We start from the raw sequence: 17,079 nt of genomic DNA on the forward strand, positions 1-17,079 counted from the left end.
TAAGTTACTTTTGGTATATAAATATGTCAAGCCCCGGACCGAACGATCACCCACCAGCTCTGCCGCCGCGTCGCCGCCTGGCGAGGGAAGACCGCTATCGCCAGCTTCTGGAGGTCGCGTGGCGGCTGATCCGGGAGGAGGGAACGGAGGCACTGACGCTGGGGCGGCTAGCCGAGCGGTCAGGGGTGACAAAACCCGTCGTCTACGACCATTTCGGCACACGCAGCGGGCTGCTGGCAGCGCTTTACCAGGAGTTCGACGCGCGCCAGACAGCACTCATGGATGCCGCGCTCGACGCGAGCGAACCGACCTTGGCAGGCAGGGCAGCGGTCATCGCGTCATCCTATGTCGACTGCGTGCTCCTCCAGGGCCGTGAGATCCCTGGCGTGATCGCGGCGCTTGCCGGCGCGCCCGAGCTCGCAAAGCTCAAGCGCGATTACGAAGCGATCTTCATGGGGAAGTGCCGAGCCGCGCTCGCGCCCTTCGCCGGCTCCGGTACGATTGCTCCAGCGGGCCTCTGGGCGCTGCTCGGTTCAGCCGAGGCCCTGTCTTCTGCCGCCGCGGCGGGAGACATCACGGCCGCGCAGGCTCAGGACGAGCTCTTCGAGACGATCGTCGCAATGGTTGCCAGAAGCGCGCGCGGCGGTTCTCCGTCGGGCGCCGGCGGCATGTGAAACCGCGCAACGACCGCCCGCCGCGTCTCAGAAGCTGAGCCTGGCCTGGAGCTGGCCGCCAAGGCGGTTGGGGGGGCGCCGGATAGGCTGAGATAGCCGGCAACCGCCAGTCCGTCGATCTGACTGCCATCGTCGAGCCGCAGGCGGAACCCACTTTGCGACGAGTACGATCGCTGGACCTCGATCAAGCTCGCAATGTACGCCAACACACGCCGCGCAGCGGATCGGGCGCGGCCAGCGTCCTTGCCCGACGCGGGCCGCGCCGCCTCGAGAGCGGCCCGTGCCCGGCACGCCGGCCGCATGAGGCCCCGCCCTACTCCGGCAGGCTCGCAAAGAGTGCGGCGTACTCACTCTCGAGCTTCGCCTGCCGGGACCAGAAACCACGCGGCGTCTGCCCCGCAAGCTGGTCCTCGAGCAGGCCGAGATGCATGTGCCAGCCGCCGGAGACATTCGTCATCGCAGCCTGGTCGGCGAGCTTGCGATGGGTCAGCACCAGCAGCACCTTGCCATCCCTCGGACTGAGCTCGAAGGTGATCTCCGAGAGGGGATTGCCGTCCCCGTCCCAGGTGAAGGCAAGCGCATGTGGCGGCTCGCAGCGGGTGATCGTCCCGGTCGCGAGAAATCCCTTGTCATTCACCTCGCGATAGCGCTCGGGCGGCGGCTCATCGGTGATCTCCGAATGCTTGAACAGAAGCTTCGTCTCACCGCCGACGCGCAGGTCGAAATCACCAGAGGCCAACCAGGTGCCGCGCTTGCCGGACTCCGCCAGATAGGCCCAGACGCGTTCGACCGGCCCCGGCAGGAGCCGCTCGAACCGCACCGCGCCACTTTCAAGAACAGTGCCATACTCACTCATCCGTCTCTCCCTCATGACTGTCGGCTTGCGCCAGTTTCTGCCCCAATATGTCGAGTCGCGAGCCCCAGAAGCCGCGGACCTTCTTCACCCAGAGATCGAATGTATCGAGCCCGTCAGGATCGAGCCGGTAGATGCGACGCTGGCCGCTGACTTCGACCCTGACGAGGCCAGCCTCCTTCAGCACCTTCAGATGCTGCGAGATCGCCGGCGCGCTGATGCTGAACCGCGCTGTGATCTCACCGGCCGCCAGGGCACCTTCACCGAGCATCTCGATGATGCGGCGGCGCGTCGGGTCGGCGAGAGCGATGAAGCGGTCCATGCATCGTTAATTAGTCATTCGCTTAATTAAGTCAATAATTAAATTAACGCCTCCCCCCTCTGCCCTGCGCGCACAACCCCTGCGCGTGGCACCACTTGCCTCGCGGAGCGCGAAAGGCGACAGGAAACGCCCAGCCGATAGGTATTTCTGCAGACCACCATGCCCACCAAAAACGCCACCTTGACCGGCATCACGATGATGCTGCTCGGCATCCTGCTGTTCTCCGTGAATGACGTGCTGGGGAAATGGCTGGTCGCAACCTATACGATCGGCCAGGTGGTGCTGCTGCGCAGCGTCGCGGCGCTGATCGTGATCGCCCCGTTCGTGGTGAAGCAGGGCATTGGTCGCACATTGCGCCCGGAGCGGCCGTGGCTGCAGGTGCTGCGCGTGACGCTTGGCTCCTGCGAAGTCGCGCTGTTCTACTGGGCGGTATCCTACCTGCCTTTGGCCGACACCATGACACTCTGGCTCGCCGCTCCAGTCTGGGCGGTGATCCTGGCTGCGCTGCTGCTCGGAGAACGGGTCGATGCCGGGCGCTGGCTCGCCGTCGTCGTCGGCTTCATCGGTGTCGCCGTTGCATTGAACCCGTCTGGCCAGAGCCTGACCCTTCCGGCCATCATCGCGCTCGTCGGCAGCGTCTCCTTCGCGGCCATGATGATCATGGGCCGCCAATTGCGCGGCACGCCGGATGTGACGCTCGTGGCCTGGCAAACGCTGGGCGCCTTTGTCATGGGGCTGATCCTGCTGCCCTTCGGCTGGACGACGCCGAGCGTCGCCCATATCGGGCTGCTCGGCTTGCTCGGTATCGTCGCCATGGCCGCACATCTCTGCGTCACACGCTCGCTCAAGCTGGCGGAGGCCTCTGTCGTCGTGCCGTACCAGTATACGCTGATCGTCTGGGCCCTGATCTTCGGCTGGTTCATCTTTGGCGACTGGCCGTCGCTCTCGATGCTGATCGGCTCGGGCCTCATCGTGGTTGCCGGCCTCGCCCTGATGGTGCTCGAACGGCGGGCGGGAAAGGCCACTGAGATGCTCGACCCGCCCTGAGGCGCGCCGCGCTCCCGCTGACGAGGCAGGCCCGGACATTCTCATGCATTCGCCTCGCCCTCCCCGCGCGGGCTCTGCAGTCGACGCCTGGCGGCGGCCATGCCACACCAAGAGCTCATCTCAATAAGGCCGAGCCGCTAGACGAGACGAGGCCAGCCCCACGAGGACGCCCATGGCCCTGATCACCTATCTCACCACGACCCGTTTCGGCTTCGGCGAGGTCGCCGGCATCGATGCCGATCTCACCGCGCTGGGCATGCGCAAGCCACTGATCATTGCGGACAAGGGCGTCGTCGCTGTCGGTCTCGTCGGCACGGTTCAGGCGCATTCTCCAGCCTTGCAGGCCGCCCCGATCTTCGATGCCACGCCGACCAACCCGACAGAGGAGGCCGTGCTCGCAGCACTGGCGCTGTATCGCGAAAACGGATGCGACGGGCTTGTCGCCATTGGCGGCGGCTCGCCAATCGATCTCGCCAAGGGCGTGGCGCTGCTCGCAGGTCATGATGGACCACTCGAAACCTATGCGGCGATCCTCGGCGGCATTCCGAAAGTGACCGCAGCCGTCGCGCCGGTGATCGCGATCCCCACCACCTCGGGCACCGGCAGCGAGGTAGGGCGCGCCGCGCTGATCACCCTGAAGGATGGGCGCAAGCTCGGCTTCATCTCGCCACATCTGATTCCAAGGCTCGCGATCTGCGACCCTGAGCTCACGCTCGCCCTGCCTGCCTGGCTTACCGCCGCAACCGGCATGGATGCGATCACCCATTGCATCGAGACCTATCTCAGCCCGCGCGAGAACCCGCCCGCCGAGGCGATCGCACTCGACGGGCTGAAGCGCGCAGTCGCACATATCGAGCGGGCCGTGACCGATGGATCCGATCGCGAAGCCCGCAAGGAGATGATGATGGCGGCCCTTCAGGGCGGCCTGACCTTCCAGAAGGGCCTTGGCGCGGTGCATGCGCTCTCCCACCCGCTTGGTGGCCTCAAGGACATTTCGCTTCACCACGGCACGCTGAACGCCGTATTGCTGCCGGCAGTGCTGCGCTTCAACGAGCCGGAATGCGGCCTGAAATACGTGGAGATCCGGCGTGCGCTCGATCTCGCTCCCGACACCGACCTCGCCAACTGGATCGCCGACCTGAGCCAGCGCCTCGGCATGCCGGCCTCCCTCACGCAAATGGGCGTCCCGCGCAGCGTCGTCCCGGCCATAGCCGAAGCTGCGGTGAAGGATCACTCTACGGCAAGCAACCCGCGCGCGGCGGCTGCCGCCGATTATGTCGCAATGCTGGAGGCCTCCTTCTGAGCAGCAACGCGCTCTACGCAGCCGGATCGAAAATGACACAGTCGCGGTCCGGTTGCCCTTCATTGGCGCCAATCACCTTGACCCTCCCCCGTCCGAACGTCATCGTGCGGCATCAGATTCACCCAGCCTGCACGAGGCTTGCCCCTATGCGCCGCGCCCTGCTGAAAACCACCCTCGTCGCAGCGACTTGCCTTGCTGCGACCATCAGCGTCGAGGCCACGAGCCGCCGCTATGTCGACCCGGCGGATCGGGCCGAGGCACGCATCATTCCGATGTATGGCAACCTGCCGGCCTGCGAGGATCCCGCCGTCCTCAGCGAGATCACAAGCTGGTTCAATTCGCGAGAGGCCAAATTCTGGGGGCCGCTGCAGGCGGTCGCCTATGATCGCATCCGCCCCATCGGCTTCCGACCCTGGGGCGACGATTTCATCCCGCGCCGCTTCTGCACGGGGCGGATCGCGTTGAATGACGGCTCGCTGCACCGCATCGACTACTCAGTGCGCGAGAATCTCGGCCTCTTCGGCTTGACCTGGAACGTCAACTGGTGCGTCAACGGCCTCGATCGGGGTCTTTCCTACGCACCCAATTGCCAGATGGCCCGGCCCGGCCCCGAAAAGTAACCTCCGGCTGTGAGACTGCCGCGCGCCTGGTTTTCGATGCTGGCGCTGCTTGGCCTTATGGCCCCGGGCGCGCAAGCGCAGGGGCAATATGGCCGCGGCGGCGTTCCCGGTGATTTCGACTTCTACGTTCTCGCCCTGTCATGGTCGCCGGGCTTCTGCGAACTGGACGGCGGACGCGGGCACGCCCGCGAGCAATGCGAGAGCGGCGCCAATCTCGGCTTCGTCGTGCATGGCCTCTGGCCGCAGAACGAGCGCGGCTACCCCACTGATTGCGGACCGGCCGGCCGCACGCCTTCTCGCATCGCCCTCGACCAGGCCGACGGCCTGTTCCCGTCCGAGGGGCTCGCCCGCTATGAATGGCGCAAGCACGGCACCTGTTCGGGCTCGAGCCCGAACGACTATTTTTCGGATGTCCGGCGCGCCCGCCAGAAGGTCGCGATTCCTCCGGCGCTGCAGAAGGCGGATCGCGATCAGAGCTGGACCGCGATCGATCTCGAGCGCGCCTTCGCTGCGGCGAATCCAGGCTTGCGCAGCGACATGATGTCGATCGCCTGCAAACGCGGTGTGCTGCAGGAAGTCAGGATCTGCTTCAGCAAGGACCTGCGCAATTTCCGCACCTGCCAGGAGGTCGACCGTTCCGGCTGCCGCACGCGCGACATCACCGTGAAAGCTCAACGCTGACAGAGCGCTGCGAGGCGGCTAAGACCGCTTCATGAATTATCATCACAGCTTCCACGCCGGAAATTTCGCCGACATCCTCAAGCATGTCGTGCTGATGCGCATCCTGACTCATCTCGGCGCCAAGGATACGCCCTATCGCGTCATCGACACCCATGCCGGTGCCGGCCGTTACGATCTCGGCTCCGAGGAAGCGCTGCGCACGCATGAATGGAAGGACGGCGTGGCTCGGCTCGACCAGTCGCCGCTCGCCTCCAGCGTGGAGGCGTTGCTGGCACCATGGCGCGAAGCTGTCGCGGTCGCACGGGAAAGCCATGGCGCCGGCAGCTATCCCGGCTCGCCCTGGCTCTGCCGACACGCCATGCGGGCGGAGGACCGGCTTATCGCCGCCGAACTGCATCCAACCACTTACAAGAAGCTCGCCGCGACGCTCGGTCGCGATTCGCGCTGCAAGGCGCTGGCGATCGACGGCTGGACGGCGCTGCGCGCCAATGTCCCGCCGAAGGAACGACGCGGACTCGTGTTGATCGACCCGCCCTTCGAGGAGAAGGACGAGTTCGCGACGATGGCGGCCGAGTTCATTGCCGCGCACCGCAAATGGCCGACCGGCATTTACGCGCTCTGGTATCCGGTCAAGGAGCGCCGGGCCGCCGACGGCCTCGTGAATGCGATCGAGGATGCCGGCATCGGTCGCCTGCTCAGGCTCGAGATCGATGTCGACCGCCCCGAAGCCGCGGGAGGTCTCGGGGCCACCGGTCTGCTTGTGGTCAATCCGCCCTGGAAACTGGCGGAGGAAGCTCTCCTTCTGTTGCCGGCATTGTGCGAACGCCTCGCGCAAGGCCCGCGGCCGCGCTACCGTTGCGAGCCGATCCGCCCGGACGGCTGACATCTCCAGAACTGACCGGAATATGACCGATGCTGACCTTGCGCACCTCCCCAGCCTCCCCCTTCGGCCGCAAGGTCAAAATTGCCGCCCATGAGCTCGATCTCCTGGGCCGCATCGAGATCGTCGCGGCGGATACCACCGATCCCAAGGACACGTTGCGCGCCCAGAACCCGCTCGGCAAGATTCCGGCGCTGGTGCTCGAGGACGGCTCGGCACAGTTCGATTCCCGCGTCATCGCCGAGTATCTCGACCATCTCGCCGGTGGCGGCCTGATTCCGTCAGGCGAAGCGCGCTTTGCGCAGTTGCGCCTGCAAGCGCTGGCAGACGGCATCTGTGATGCGGCCCTGCTTCAGGTCTATGAAGGCCGGTTCAGGACGCCCGAGATGCGCAATGCCGCCTGGGTCGAGAATCAGGCCGGCAAGGTCGCGCGGGCGCTCGCTACACTTGAGGCAGCGCCGCCAGCCTGGTCTGGCAAACCCCGCATCGGTGAAATCGCACTGGCCTGCGCGTTGGGCTATCTCGATCTGCGTTTCGACGGAACGTGGCGGGCAGCTCACCCCAAGCTGGTCGCCTGGCTCGACGATTTCGCGGCGAAGGTGCCCTCCTTCGAAACCACCCGATTCAAGGGCTGACCGACTCCGAGCTAAAGCATCGGCCCGAAAAGTGGATTGCGGTTTTCAGGAAAGCCGATGCAAAGGGAAAGGGTTAGATCATCGGACTGGATACGATATCCGGTCCGATGATCTTGTCTCGCACAACAAAAAACCCGGTGGCCGAAGCCACCGGGTTCATTCTGAGCCCCGTGAGGGGATCGGACTAGAACTTGTAGTTCAGGCCAGCGCGGACGACCGAGAACTTGGTCTCGACGTTCGAGGTGAAGGTGCCGCCGGGAACGTTGAACGACTCCTTGTCGAGGTCGACGTAGAGATACTCGAGCTTCGCCGTCAGGTTGTTGGTGAAGGCGTACTCAAGACCAGCACCGACGGTCCAGCCGTACTGGGTGTTGTCGTTGCTGCCAGCGAACACGCCGTTGGAGACCTTGTTCTTGACGCTGCCGTAAGCGAAACCGCCGGTGACATACGGCAGGAACCGGTCGAAGGAGTAACCGACGCGGCCACGAACGGTGCCGAACCAGTTGACCTCGGTCGAGGCGCGGAGGTTGTTAGCCAGGTTGACGGACGTCGACTTCAGGTCAGCGCCCTGGAAATCGGCTTCAGCGCCGAGGACCCACTGGCCGATCTGGTAGTTGTAGCCGATCTGGCCACCACCGGTGAAGCCATCGGGATCGCTGAAGTTGCCGAGGTTGTTGGTGAAAGCGCCCGTGGTCGAGTCGATCTGGCCCCAAGCATAGCCAGCGTTGACGCCGACGTAGAAGCCGGTCCAGGTGAACACTGGCGGCAGGTAGATCGGGGCGGCAACCGGGCCCTTGCGGGACGGCAGGTCGGCAGCAGAGGCGGCGCCGGCAACGACGAGGCCGAGGGCCGCGACGCTCGTAAGCAGGTACTTCTTCATTTTAGACTCCTTTAGTCGTCGCTGGTGCCGGCGTGGCCCGGCGGTGATGTCGATGACGCCTTTATAGCCCGCGCCGGCGTCGATGTCTGTTGCGGCTAAAGCACAGGTACATTGCAGACCGCGGCAGAAATGCGGCACGAATGGGGATGACTAAGACCAATTGTTCAACACGCGTTAATTATTATTAAGCCACTGTGAATGGTAAACCGAATACTAACAACGCGTTGACCATATAGTGGAAGCAAGCAGGGAACGCGCGACATATCCTAAGGTTCCAGACAAAATGCGGCCACAATCTGTCACGGTCCTTCGCTTGCTCGTTCCGGGCTCGCGTGCTTAAGCCTTGCAGCACACTCCACGGAATGGACCAGGCCGGTGCCGCCGCTTTCTATATTCATTATTGCTCGGGATGAAGCCGACAGAATCGGCCGCACCATCGCCGCCGTGCGAGAGCTGAGCGATGACATCGTCGTGATCGATTCAGGCTCGACCGATGGCACGCAGACAATCGCCGAGCAATGCGGTGCCCGCGTGATCTTCAATGCGTGGCCGGGTTACGGTCAGCAAAAGCGCTTCGGGGAAGACCAGTGCCGCTATAACTGGCTCCTCAACCTGGATGCCGACGAAGTCGTGCCCAGGGAGATGGCCGTCGAGATAGCGGCGCTCTTCGCTCATGGCGATCCGCCTGCGGATGCCTACAGGACGCGCATCGCCGAGATATTCCCTGGCGAGCGCGCGCCGCATCGTTTCACCTATGCCTTGTCGCCGGTTCGGCTCTACCGGAAGGACAAGGGACGCTACTCGCCTTCGCCGGTTCACGACCGTGTCGATCTCTCTCCGGATGCCCGCATCGGCAGGCTGAAGGGCACGGTGCATCATTACTCCGTGCGTTCGCTCGGCGAGCAGATGGCGAAATTGAATAACTACAGCGACGCACAGGCCGACGATCTCGACAAGCGCGGCGAAACCCTTTCGGTATTTCGGCTGGTCGCCGAGTTCCCGGCCAATTTCGTCAAGGCCTATATTGGCCGGCGTCACGCCCTGCGCGGCGTCTATGGCTTCATGACCGCGATGAACTACGCCTTCTACCGCTATTTGCGCGCAGCCAAACATTGGGAACGGCGCCTCAAGCGTCACTCCGATAAAGATGCACGCAATGGCTGAGGTTGCGCTCGTCACCGGTGGAGCACGCCGGATTGGACGCGCCATCGTCGAGCACCTTGCGGATGCGGGCTACGCGGTTGCGATCCACTACCGCACATCGCACGTCGAGGCCGAAGCGCTCGCAGCGGACGTGCGCGGTCGGGGCGGCAAGGCGATCACCGTCGCTGCCGACCTGGCCGATCCCGCGGCGGTCGACACCATCATTCCGGCCGCCGAAGCAGCGCTTGGGCCGGTGACCCTTCTGGTCAACAGCGCCTCGAGTTTTCTGGTCGATGACATCCGCACGATCGATGTGCCGACCTGGAACCGGCAGTTCTCGACCAATCTGCGCGCGCCCTCTGTGCTCTCCGGCGCGATGGCCAATCATCTTCCCGCGGATCGAGAAGGCTGCATCGTCAACATTATCGATCAGCGGGTCTGGAAGCCGACCCCGGAGTATTACTCCTATACCTTGACCAAATCGGCGCTTCTCACGGCAACGACCACGATGGCGCAGGCACTCGCGCCGCGGATTCGCGTGAACGCCGTCGGGCCAGGGCCGACCTTTCCGAATCCGCAGGACGGCGAGGCCTTGCTCGCACGCGAGGCCGCGGGATCGCTGCTGCAAAGGAAGGTCGACGCGGCGGATATCGCCGGGGCGGTGCTCTATCTCGCCCGCGCCCGATCGGTCACGGGGCAAATGATCGCCGTCGACAACGGCCAGCACCTGGCCTGGCGAACCCCTGATATCGTGACCTGACGCCCCACTCCACGTCATCTGCAAGACGTTGAGCCGACAGGCAGCCGGGCTCGTCAGTCACGCAGGATGGCGACGCCGCGCGAGGCGCGCGACGTCGCCACTGTAACGCTCAGGCTGCGGCCTTGTTCTTGATCGCGCCGATGATGGCGGTCAGAATCGCGCCGCCAGCGCCGCCAGCGATCAGGTTTGACAGGATACCGCCGACACTGAGATTGCCGCCCGCCGCCGCCGCCGTGATGGCTGGCAACACGATGGGTACCAACTGGCCAAGAACGCCGCCGCCGACCAGACCGGCGATGGTGTTTCCGAGAGTTCCGAGATCGAAGCTGGACGAGGCTTTACCCGCAGCATTGCCACCCAGCGCGCCTGCGACGAGGCTGATCAGAAGCTGTTCCATGAGACCCCCAAAGCCATGATGCATGGCCTTGGGAGGATGACTCCGCCCGTTTCTCGAAGCAACCTGAGATTGAACCGGCCGAAAGCCGGCCTATTTCGGTCGCGTCAACGTGATCGCCGAGATCAGCCGGCCGTAATCCGGCTCCTGCCGATGCGTCGTGCGGCGATAGCTGAAGAAGCGCTGTTCATCGCCATAGGTGCACAGGCCGAGGTCGATGAAGCGGCCGATGCCGGCCTCCTGGGCCTTGAAAGCGATGAAGGCAGGCAGATCGAACATGGCGCGCGCAGGATGCTCCGAGGCGTGGAAGAAGCGCGCATAGGTCGCATTCTCCGACTTGAAGCGCTCGATGAATTCCGGCCCAACCTCATAAGCCTTGGCGCTGATCGTTGGCCCAAGCACCGCCAGGATGCGTTCGCGACGCGCGCCGAGCTTTTCCATCGCGGTCACAGTCACGCCGACAATCCCCGTGAATGCCCCCTTCCAGCCGGAATGGGCGGCGCCGATGACGCCCGCCTCGCTATCGGCGAAGAGGATGGGTCCACAATCAGCGGTGGAAACGCCGAGCGCCACGCCGTGAGCCGTGGTCACCATGGCATCGGCCTTCGGCTTCTCCCCGAGCCACGGGCCGGTGACGAGCGCTGCATCCGCGGAATGGACCTGGTGCACACTGACGAGATGCGTGGGCTCGACCTCGAGGTGAGCCGCCATCCGCGCCCGGTTCTCGGTAACATGCGCCTTGTCGTCGTCCGAGCCGAGGCCGCCATTGAGCGAGGCGTAGATGCCCGAGGATACACCGCCCTCGCGGGTGAAGAAGGCATGCGCAATGCCGTGTTCGGCGGAAAGATCGGGCGAAGTGATGAACATGGCGGGTTCCGGCTCAGGCGTCAGCCCTGCTCTGGCATCTGATGAAGGTCAAATCCGGGCAGCAGCGGCAGTCGTGAATCCGATAATGCCAGAACCTTGAACAATTCACCCATCTCGGTCGCGCCAATGGCGGTGAGCCGTGCGAAAGCCGCCTGGATCGCCTCCGCCTGCTCCGGCCGTGCTCTGCCGCAGAGCGCCTGCGCACGTTCCGCCAGCCCGAGCGCCAGCAGGAAATCGCGCTGCGTCGCCGGTCCATGCGCCGCAGCCCCGGCCCGCCACGCAGCCTGCGCCATCCGTTCGAAATCGACATGAACCGTGAGGTCGGCCTCACCGGTATCGGCAAGCGGATCAACCATTCGATGCCGATGGACCGCCTGAAGCGTATCTCCGAAGCCTGAACGCCCGGAACCGTAGTCGATGAACAGCGCAGCGCCGCCTTGCTCGGCGAGATGGCCGCCCACCGTCGTCACGACATCAAGCGCTGCGGTCGGCTGTTCGAAGATGCTTCCCTCCGGGGCGGCAATCCCAAGTGCACGCTCTGGCGCATGGGCGAGCCCGAATGCCAGCTCGCGTGCGGCATTGATTCCGACCAAACGTTCGCGCCAGCCATCTCCGACGCGCACGAATTGATCGAGCGGCAGCGCGTCGAGGAACTCGTTGGCGAGCAGGATCGTCGGCCCCTTCAGCGCAGTCCCGATGCTGTCGTGCCAGACCGGCTCGGTTGCGGAGGCCAAGGTCCGAGCCTGGGCTTGCCGCAGCACGGGGCTCATCTCGACGAGATGCACGGAAACCGCCTCTCGGAACCCCGGAACGATCCGCGCGGCCCGCAACACATCGGCCATCAACGTGCCGCGGCCCGGTCCAAGCTCGACGAGGCGCAAGCTTGCAGGCTCGCCCATCATCCGCCAGACCGCGCCGGCCCACAGCCCGATCAGTTCCCCGAACATCTGGCTGATCTCGGGCGCCGTCGTGAAGTCTCCCTCGGCACCGAAAGGGTCGCGGGTCATGTAGTAGCCGTGACGGGGATGGCCGAGGCAGAGCGCCATATAGCGCGAGACGCTGAGCGGGCCCTCGTCCTGGATCAGGCGGATGATCTCCGCCTTGAGCGCATTCAAGCGCCAGCCCGTCTGGCACGCAGCGCCAGATAGAGCCCGGCGAAGAAGAGCGGCACGGACAACAGCATGCCCATGGTGATTCCCCCGCTCAGCGCATCGACACTTCCGCCGAACAGGAAGCCGAGCTGCGGATCGGGCTCGCGGAAAAGTTCGCAGACGATGCGCGCGACCGCATAACCCATGCCGAAGACACCCGCGACGAGGCCGGGTCGCTTGAAGCCGCCAGCCCGGACGACGAGCGCGAGCAGGATGAAGAGCAGGATCCCCTCCCCCAGCGCCTCATAGAGCTGGCTCGGATGGCGCGGCAACGGCCCGGCATTGGGAAAGACCATGGCGAAGGGCAATCCCGGTGCCGGCCGGCCCCAGAGCTCGGCATTGATGAAATTGGCGATGCGCCCAAGGAAGAGCCCGATCGGAACGACGGCGGCGGCGAGATCGAAGACGCTCAGCGCCGGGTGCCCGCGCCGGCGCGCAAACAGGAACAGCGCCGTCGCCGCCCCCAGCAACCCACCATGGAACGACATACCACCCTGCCAGATCGCGATGATGTCCTGCGGCCGGGCGAGATAGCGCTCAAGGTCGTAGAACAGCACGAAGCCGATGCGCCCGCCGAGCACCACGCCAAGCGCGACCCAGAGCAGCATGTCGTCGAGCTCTTCTGCCGCGGGATGCTTCGAGCTCCCCCACAGCGCAGGAGACGAGACCAACCGGCGTGCATACCACCAGCCCCCGATCAGCCCCACGACATAGGCGAGGCCATACCATTTGACCGAAAGCGGTCCGAGTTGCAGCGCGACCGGGTCGATCACCGGGAAGGGGATGGCGAATACGGGCATGGGCAAAGGTCCGGTGGCGGAAGTCGCAGTCTCGCTCAGGCGGTTGCGCACCGCCCATCACACGTCATCCCGGGCGACCGAAGGGACGCTCGGGAGGACTGCGCGAAGGAAAACCTGCCGCGACATGGCCGGCTGGAGGCGAAGTGGTCAAGCAAAAAGGGCGCCGGTATGCACCCCGCCTGCCCTGCTCAGACCTTGATGATGAGCTTGCCGAAATTCTTCCCGTCGAGCAGGCCGATGAACGCCTCAGGCGCCTGGGCGAGGCCCTCCACGATGTCCTCCTTGTATTTCAAGGCGCCTCCGGCGATCCAGCCGGACGCCTCCCGTTCGAAGGCCGGGCGCTGCGCGACGAACTCACGCTGGATGAAACCACGGATCGTCAGACTCTTGGTCAGGACCTGGCGCATGACGATGGGCAGCCGGTCCGGGCCCTCGAAATCGCCCGTGCTGTTATACTGCGCAATCAGCCCGCAGACCGGAATCCGGGCAAAGCCGTTCAGCAGCGGAAACACCGCGTCCCAGACCTTGCCGCCGACATTCTCAAAATAGACGTCGATGCCATTCGGACAGGCCGCCGCCAGTTGGTCGGCGAAATCGGGAGCGCTGTGATCGACGACGGCATCGAATCCGAAGGTCTCGCGGATGAAGGCGCATTTCGTCTCGCCACCCGCGATCCCGACGGCGCGCGCGCCCTTGATCCGCGCGATCTGCCCCACCGCCGATCCCACAGGCCCGCTGGCGGCTGCCACGACCACGGTCTCCCCCGCCTTGGGTTGGCCGATCGTCAACAGGCCGGCATAAGCGGTGAAGCCTGGCATCCCGAGCACGCCCAGCGCGGTCGTGATTGGCGCGGCGGCCGGATCGATCTTGCGCAGTTGGCCCCCGTCGGCCACCGCGTAGGACTGCCAGCCGGAATGCGAAAGCACGATATCGCCTGGCCTGAAGTCGGGGTGGCGGCTCTCCAGAACCTCCGCAACTGTGCCGCCTTCCATCACCTGACCGATCGCCACCGGAGCGGAATAGGATTTCTCATCGCTCATCCGCCCCCGCATATAGGGGTCGAGCGAGAGATAGAGGATGCGCACAACCACCTGGCCGTCGGAAGCCTCCGGAACCGCAGCGTGCTCGAGCCTGAAATCGCTGGGGCGGGGCCGGCCGACCGGGCGAGCGGCCAGAACGATCCTGAGATTATCCTGTTGGGGCATGGGGTTCCGTCCTCCCTCGAGCGCGTCGTTTGGATTGGTCAATTCATATGGGAGCAACGTTGCTCCGGGAGCACCACCTCACCCGTGCATTTTGCCACAGGGCGGCGCACGCTCCTGACATGACGAAACGCCTCGGGCATCTTACATCGGGCTCATGAATCGCCAGCGCACCGACGACTTGCCGGAAGACGAGATCGAGGACGAGGAGGATGGCCTCCCGCTCCCCGACGCAACCGTCGATGCCGGCGAGACCGCGCCCTCCGAACTGAAGCACGGCATCGAGGTCATCGCCGGCTTCGCCAAGCACCTGCCGAACAAGCCCGGCGTCTACCGTATGTTCGATCGGGCCGGCGAGGTGCTCTATGTCGGCAAGGCCAAGAGCCTGAAGAATCGCGTCACGGCCTATGCGCGCGGGCTTGCCCATACCAACGCCGTCGCCCGGATGATCTCCGAGACGGCGAACATGGAATTCGTCACCACGGGGACGGAAACCGAGGCGCTGCTGCTCGAATCCAACCTGATCAAGCAGCTCAGGCCGCGCTACAATGTCCTGCTTCGCGACGACAAATCCTTTCCCTATATCCTGCTGACGGGCGACCACCCTGCCCCGCAGATCGCCAAGCATCGCGGCTCGCGCCAACGCAAGGGCGATTATTTTGGGCCGTTCGCATCGGTCCAGGCGGTGAAGCGCACCATCGACGCACTGCAGAGGGCGTTCCTGCTGCGCTCCTGCTCCGACAGCTATTACGAGAACCGCACGCGGCCCTGCCTGCTCTTCCAGATCAAGCGCTGTGCCGCGCCTTGCACGGGCGAAATCTCGCATGCCGATTACCAGGCACTGGCTGATCAGGCGCGCGATTTCCTGTCAGGCCGCTCCTCGACCGTGAAGCGGACGCTGTCGGAGCGGATGCAGGCGGCGGCGGAGGCTCTCGAATTCGAGCAGGCGGCGCGCTACCGCGACCGGCTGGCGGCGCTCTCTGCGGTCCAGGCCGGCCAGGACATCAACACCCAGGGCGTCGAGGAGGCGGATGTCTTCGCCATCGATGAGCAGGCCGGGCATTTCTGCGTCGAGATCTTCTTCTTCCGCAACCACCAGAACTGGGGCAATCGGGCGCTTTTCCCCCGCGCCGACAAAAGCCTCACGCCCGCCGAAGTCCTGGCCTCCGTCGTCACCCAGTTCTACGACGACAAGCCGCCCCCACGCCTCGTGCTGCTCTCGCATGAGGTCGAGGAGATCGAACTGATCGGCGAAGCGCTCTCGGCTCGCGCCGGCCGCAAGGTCGAGATCGCGGCGCCCAAGCGTGGCGAGAAATTCGATCTCGTCGCCCACGCCCGGAAGAACGCGCATGAGGCACTCTCCCGCAAGCTCGCCGACAATGCCGGGCAGCAGAGTCTGCTTGTCGCGCTCGGCGAAGCCTTCGGGCTGCCAAGGCCGCCGCGCCGCGTCGAAGTCTACGACAACTCCCACATCATGGGGACGAATGCGGTCGGCGGCATGATCGTCGCCGGCCCGGACGGTTTCATGAAGAGCCATTACCGCACCTTCAACATCTCCTCCGACACCATTGCCGGCGACGATTTCGGCATGATGCGGGAGGTGCTGAAGCGGCGGTTCTCGCGATTGGCGAAGGAGAGCGTGGCAGCGGAGGGCGGCGACGCCGTAGATCTCGCAGCGGCCGAATCTCCTGCCCCGCCCCCCGAGGCTCAGGACGAAACCGCCTTTCCCTCGCGCCCCGATCTCGTCATCGTCGATGGTGGCAAGGGCCAGTTCGAGGCCGCGCGCCTGATCATGGCCGAATGCGGAGTCACCGATATTCCGCTCGTCGCCATCGCCAAGGGCGCCGACCGCAACGCCATGCGCGAGACGTTCTTCATGGCCGGCAAGGAGCCGTTCAAGCTGCCACCGCGCGACCCCGGCCTCTATTTCATCCAGCGCCTGCGCGACGAGGCGCATCGTTTCGCCATCGGCACGCATCGCGCCAGACGCAAGCGCGACATCACCAAGAACCCGCTCGACGAGATTGCGGGCATTGGCCCTTCGCGAAAGCGGGCGCTTCTGCTGCATTTCGGCACGGTCAAGGCGATCCAGCGCGCCAAGCTCGACGACCTCATGCGCACGCCCGGCGTCAATGCCGCCACCGCCAAGGCGGTGCACGATTTCTTTCACGATGCGTAGGGCTCGTACACGCCTCGCGGGATTGCGTGTTGACGCTGTCACAAGCGCGCTGCTTTGGTGTTTCCCGTGACGATTCTTCCAGATGCCATCAGGCGGCGGGGCCCTTGGTCCCTGCCAAATTTGCTGACCTACGGCCGGATCGCAGCGATTCCGGCGCTGGTGGCGCTGCTATTCTGGCCGCGCGACGACTGGATGCGCTGGATCGCGTTGGCGATCTATGTCGCGGCGGCTGTGACGGATTATCTCGACGGGTGGATCGCCCGGGCGTGGAGCCAGCATTCGGCGATCGGCCGGATGCTCGATCCGATCGCCGACAAGCTTCTGGTCTGTGCCCTGCTGCTGATGCTTGTCGCAGACGGCACGATCTATGGCTGGTCGCTCTGGGCGGCCATCGTCATCCTCTGCCGCGAGATCCTGGTATCGGGCTTGCGCGAGTTCCTGGCCGAGCTGCAGGTCAGCGTTCCCGTCAGCAAGGTGGCGAAATGGAAGACTACGGCGCAACTCCTGGCGCTCGGCTTCCTCGTTGCCGGCCCCGCCGGCGACAAGGTTCTGCCGTATAATACGCAGATCGGCATCGTCATGCTGTGGCTGGCGGCAATCCTGACCATCTATACCGGGTGGGATTATCTTAACTCCGGAATCCGCCATCTGGTGGATGAGGATGAGCGCGCATCATGATCGACAGTCT

General features: G+C 64.8%; 19 protein-coding genes. 11 read left to right on the top strand and 8 right to left on the bottom strand.

What is annotated here, in order from left to right; all coding sequences use genetic code 11:
• The first annotated feature begins 23 nt into the window (after positions 1-23).
• The gene (locus tag AB4118_RS09430) at positions 24-674 is read left to right on the top strand and encodes a TetR/AcrR family transcriptional regulator (RefSeq protein WP_441489477.1); all 651 of its coding nucleotides are present in this window, start codon (positions 24-26) and stop codon (positions 672-674) included.
• A gap of 313 nt (positions 675-987) precedes the next feature.
• Here the strand turns inward: AB4118_RS09430 and AB4118_RS09435 are convergent, their stop codons facing one another.
• A complete protein-coding gene (locus AB4118_RS09435; RefSeq protein ID WP_441489478.1) occupies positions 988-1,530 on the bottom strand; it encodes an SRPBCC family protein in 543 nt (180 codons plus the stop codon).
• Positions 1,523-1,849 carry an ArsR/SmtB family transcription factor gene (locus tag AB4118_RS09440; RefSeq protein ID WP_441489479.1) on the bottom strand — a complete coding sequence of 109 codons (327 nt, stop codon included), beginning with the start codon at positions 1,847-1,849 and terminating at the stop codon, positions 1,523-1,525. The genes AB4118_RS09435 and AB4118_RS09440 overlap by 8 nt, the downstream gene beginning before the upstream one ends.
• Before the next feature lie 159 nt (positions 1,850-2,008).
• On the opposite strand from AB4118_RS09440, the gene AB4118_RS09445 reads away from it, so the two are divergent.
• The 6 genes from AB4118_RS09445 to AB4118_RS09470 all read left to right on the top strand — a co-directional run bounded on the left by AB4118_RS09445 (position 2,009) and on the right by AB4118_RS09470 (position 7,015).
• On the top strand, positions 2,009-2,896 hold the full coding sequence (locus tag AB4118_RS09445) for a DMT family transporter (protein ID WP_441489480.1): 888 nt from the start codon (positions 2,009-2,011) through the stop codon (positions 2,894-2,896).
• A gap of 172 nt (positions 2,897-3,068) precedes the next feature.
• The gene (locus AB4118_RS09450; RefSeq protein ID WP_441489481.1) at positions 3,069-4,199 is read left to right on the top strand and encodes an iron-containing alcohol dehydrogenase; all 1,131 of its coding nucleotides are present in this window, start codon (positions 3,069-3,071) and stop codon (positions 4,197-4,199) included.
• 146 nt (positions 4,200-4,345) lie between these two features.
• On the top strand, positions 4,346-4,819 hold the full coding sequence (locus AB4118_RS09455) for a hypothetical protein (protein ID WP_441489482.1): 474 nt from the start codon (positions 4,346-4,348) through the stop codon (positions 4,817-4,819).
• Positions 4,820-4,834: 15 nt separating this feature from the next.
• Positions 4,835-5,500: a ribonuclease T2 family protein gene (locus AB4118_RS09460; protein ID WP_441489651.1), complete on the top strand. Its 666-nt coding sequence runs from the start codon at positions 4,835-4,837 to the stop codon at positions 5,498-5,500.
• A 31-nt stretch (positions 5,501-5,531) separates the two neighbouring features.
• Complete coding sequence (locus AB4118_RS09465) at positions 5,532-6,383, top strand: 23S rRNA (adenine(2030)-N(6))-methyltransferase RlmJ (protein WP_441489483.1); 852 nt, start codon at positions 5,532-5,534, stop codon at positions 6,381-6,383.
• Between the two features lie 29 nt (positions 6,384-6,412).
• Complete coding sequence (locus AB4118_RS09470; protein ID WP_441489484.1) at positions 6,413-7,015, top strand: glutathione S-transferase; 603 nt, start codon at positions 6,413-6,415, stop codon at positions 7,013-7,015.
• A 184-nt stretch (positions 7,016-7,199) separates the two neighbouring features.
• Here the strand turns inward: AB4118_RS09470 and AB4118_RS09475 are convergent, their stop codons facing one another.
• Entirely contained in the window at positions 7,200-7,895 is a 696-nt protein-coding gene (locus AB4118_RS09475) for an outer membrane protein (RefSeq protein WP_441489485.1), read from the bottom strand.
• Positions 7,896-8,270: 375 nt separating this feature from the next.
• Between AB4118_RS09475 and AB4118_RS09480 the strand changes: the two genes are divergently transcribed.
• The gene (locus tag AB4118_RS09480) at positions 8,271-9,059 is read left to right on the top strand and encodes a glycosyltransferase family 2 protein (RefSeq protein ID WP_113512250.1); all 789 of its coding nucleotides are present in this window, start codon (positions 8,271-8,273) and stop codon (positions 9,057-9,059) included.
• A complete protein-coding gene (locus AB4118_RS09485) occupies positions 9,052-9,798 on the top strand; it encodes an SDR family oxidoreductase (protein WP_441489486.1) in 747 nt (248 codons plus the stop codon). The genes AB4118_RS09480 and AB4118_RS09485 overlap by 8 nt, the downstream gene beginning before the upstream one ends.
• Positions 9,799-9,907: 109 nt before the next feature.
• On the opposite strand, the gene AB4118_RS09490 is transcribed toward AB4118_RS09485, so the two are convergent.
• From AB4118_RS09490 to AB4118_RS09510, 5 genes are all read right to left on the bottom strand, one after another.
• The gene (locus AB4118_RS09490; protein WP_441489487.1) at positions 9,908-10,195 is read right to left on the bottom strand and encodes a hypothetical protein; all 288 of its coding nucleotides are present in this window, start codon (positions 10,193-10,195) and stop codon (positions 9,908-9,910) included.
• A gap of 90 nt (positions 10,196-10,285) precedes the next feature.
• On the bottom strand, positions 10,286-11,059 hold the full coding sequence (gene pgeF, locus AB4118_RS09495) for a peptidoglycan editing factor PgeF (RefSeq protein ID WP_441489488.1): 774 nt from the start codon (positions 11,057-11,059) through the stop codon (positions 10,286-10,288).
• Between the two features lie 20 nt (positions 11,060-11,079).
• Positions 11,080-12,174 (bottom strand): class I SAM-dependent methyltransferase, encoded by a 1,095-nt coding sequence (locus tag AB4118_RS09500; RefSeq protein WP_441489489.1) that lies wholly within the window; start codon positions 12,172-12,174, stop codon positions 11,080-11,082.
• Entirely contained in the window at positions 12,171-13,010 is an 840-nt protein-coding gene (gene lgt, locus AB4118_RS09505; protein ID WP_441489490.1) for a prolipoprotein diacylglyceryl transferase, read from the bottom strand. The genes AB4118_RS09500 and lgt overlap by 4 nt, the downstream gene beginning before the upstream one ends.
• A 188-nt stretch (positions 13,011-13,198) precedes the next feature.
• The gene (locus AB4118_RS09510) at positions 13,199-14,215 is read right to left on the bottom strand and encodes an NADP-dependent oxidoreductase (protein WP_441489491.1); all 1,017 of its coding nucleotides are present in this window, start codon (positions 14,213-14,215) and stop codon (positions 13,199-13,201) included.
• A gap of 154 nt (positions 14,216-14,369) precedes the next feature.
• Between AB4118_RS09510 and uvrC the strand changes: the two genes are divergently transcribed.
• Together uvrC and pgsA are read left to right on the top strand one after the other, a co-directional pair.
• Positions 14,370-16,391: an excinuclease ABC subunit UvrC gene (uvrC, locus tag AB4118_RS09515; RefSeq protein WP_441489492.1), complete on the top strand. Its 2,022-nt coding sequence runs from the start codon at positions 14,370-14,372 to the stop codon at positions 16,389-16,391.
• A 66-nt stretch (positions 16,392-16,457) separates the two neighbouring features.
• The gene (pgsA, locus tag AB4118_RS09520; RefSeq protein WP_043232683.1) at positions 16,458-17,069 is read left to right on the top strand and encodes a CDP-diacylglycerol--glycerol-3-phosphate 3-phosphatidyltransferase; all 612 of its coding nucleotides are present in this window, start codon (positions 16,458-16,460) and stop codon (positions 17,067-17,069) included.
• The last annotated feature ends 10 nt before the right edge of the window (positions 17,070-17,079 follow it).

This window comes from Allobosea sp. 2RAB26, assembly GCF_052115465.1.
GTDB lineage: Bacteria > Pseudomonadota > Alphaproteobacteria > Rhizobiales > Beijerinckiaceae > Allobosea.

Coding starts and splice junctions, on each gene's coding strand:
- lgt (WP_441489490.1), bottom strand. CDS start 13,010: ATGCCCGTATTCGCCATCCCCTTCCCGGTGATCGACCCGGTCGCGCTG.
- AB4118_RS09465 (WP_441489483.1), top strand. CDS start 5,532: ATGAATTATCATCACAGCTTCCACGCCGGAAATTTCGCCGACATCCTC.
- AB4118_RS09455 (WP_441489482.1), top strand. CDS start 4,346: ATGCGCCGCGCCCTGCTGAAAACCACCCTCGTCGCAGCGACTTGCCTT.
- AB4118_RS09440 (WP_441489479.1), bottom strand. CDS start 1,849: ATGGACCGCTTCATCGCTCTCGCCGACCCGACGCGCCGCCGCATCATC.
- pgeF (WP_441489488.1), bottom strand. CDS start 11,059: ATGTTCATCACTTCGCCCGATCTTTCCGCCGAACACGGCATTGCGCAT.
- AB4118_RS09435 (WP_441489478.1), bottom strand. CDS start 1,530: ATGAGTGAGTATGGCACTGTTCTTGAAAGTGGCGCGGTGCGGTTCGAG.
- AB4118_RS09445 (WP_441489480.1), top strand. CDS start 2,009: ATGCCCACCAAAAACGCCACCTTGACCGGCATCACGATGATGCTGCTC.
- AB4118_RS09470 (WP_441489484.1), top strand. CDS start 6,413: ATGCTGACCTTGCGCACCTCCCCAGCCTCCCCCTTCGGCCGCAAGGTC.
- AB4118_RS09510 (WP_441489491.1), bottom strand. CDS start 14,215: ATGCCCCAACAGGATAATCTCAGGATCGTTCTGGCCGCTCGCCCGGTC.
- AB4118_RS09450 (WP_441489481.1), top strand. CDS start 3,069: ATGGCCCTGATCACCTATCTCACCACGACCCGTTTCGGCTTCGGCGAG.
- uvrC (WP_441489492.1), top strand. CDS start 14,370: ATGAATCGCCAGCGCACCGACGACTTGCCGGAAGACGAGATCGAGGAC.
- AB4118_RS09490 (WP_441489487.1), bottom strand. CDS start 10,195: ATGGAACAGCTTCTGATCAGCCTCGTCGCAGGCGCGCTGGGTGGCAAT.
- AB4118_RS09485 (WP_441489486.1), top strand. CDS start 9,052: ATGGCTGAGGTTGCGCTCGTCACCGGTGGAGCACGCCGGATTGGACGC.
- AB4118_RS09475 (WP_441489485.1), bottom strand. CDS start 7,895: ATGAAGAAGTACCTGCTTACGAGCGTCGCGGCCCTCGGCCTCGTCGTT.
- AB4118_RS09430 (WP_441489477.1), top strand. CDS start 24: ATGTCAAGCCCCGGACCGAACGATCACCCACCAGCTCTGCCGCCGCGT.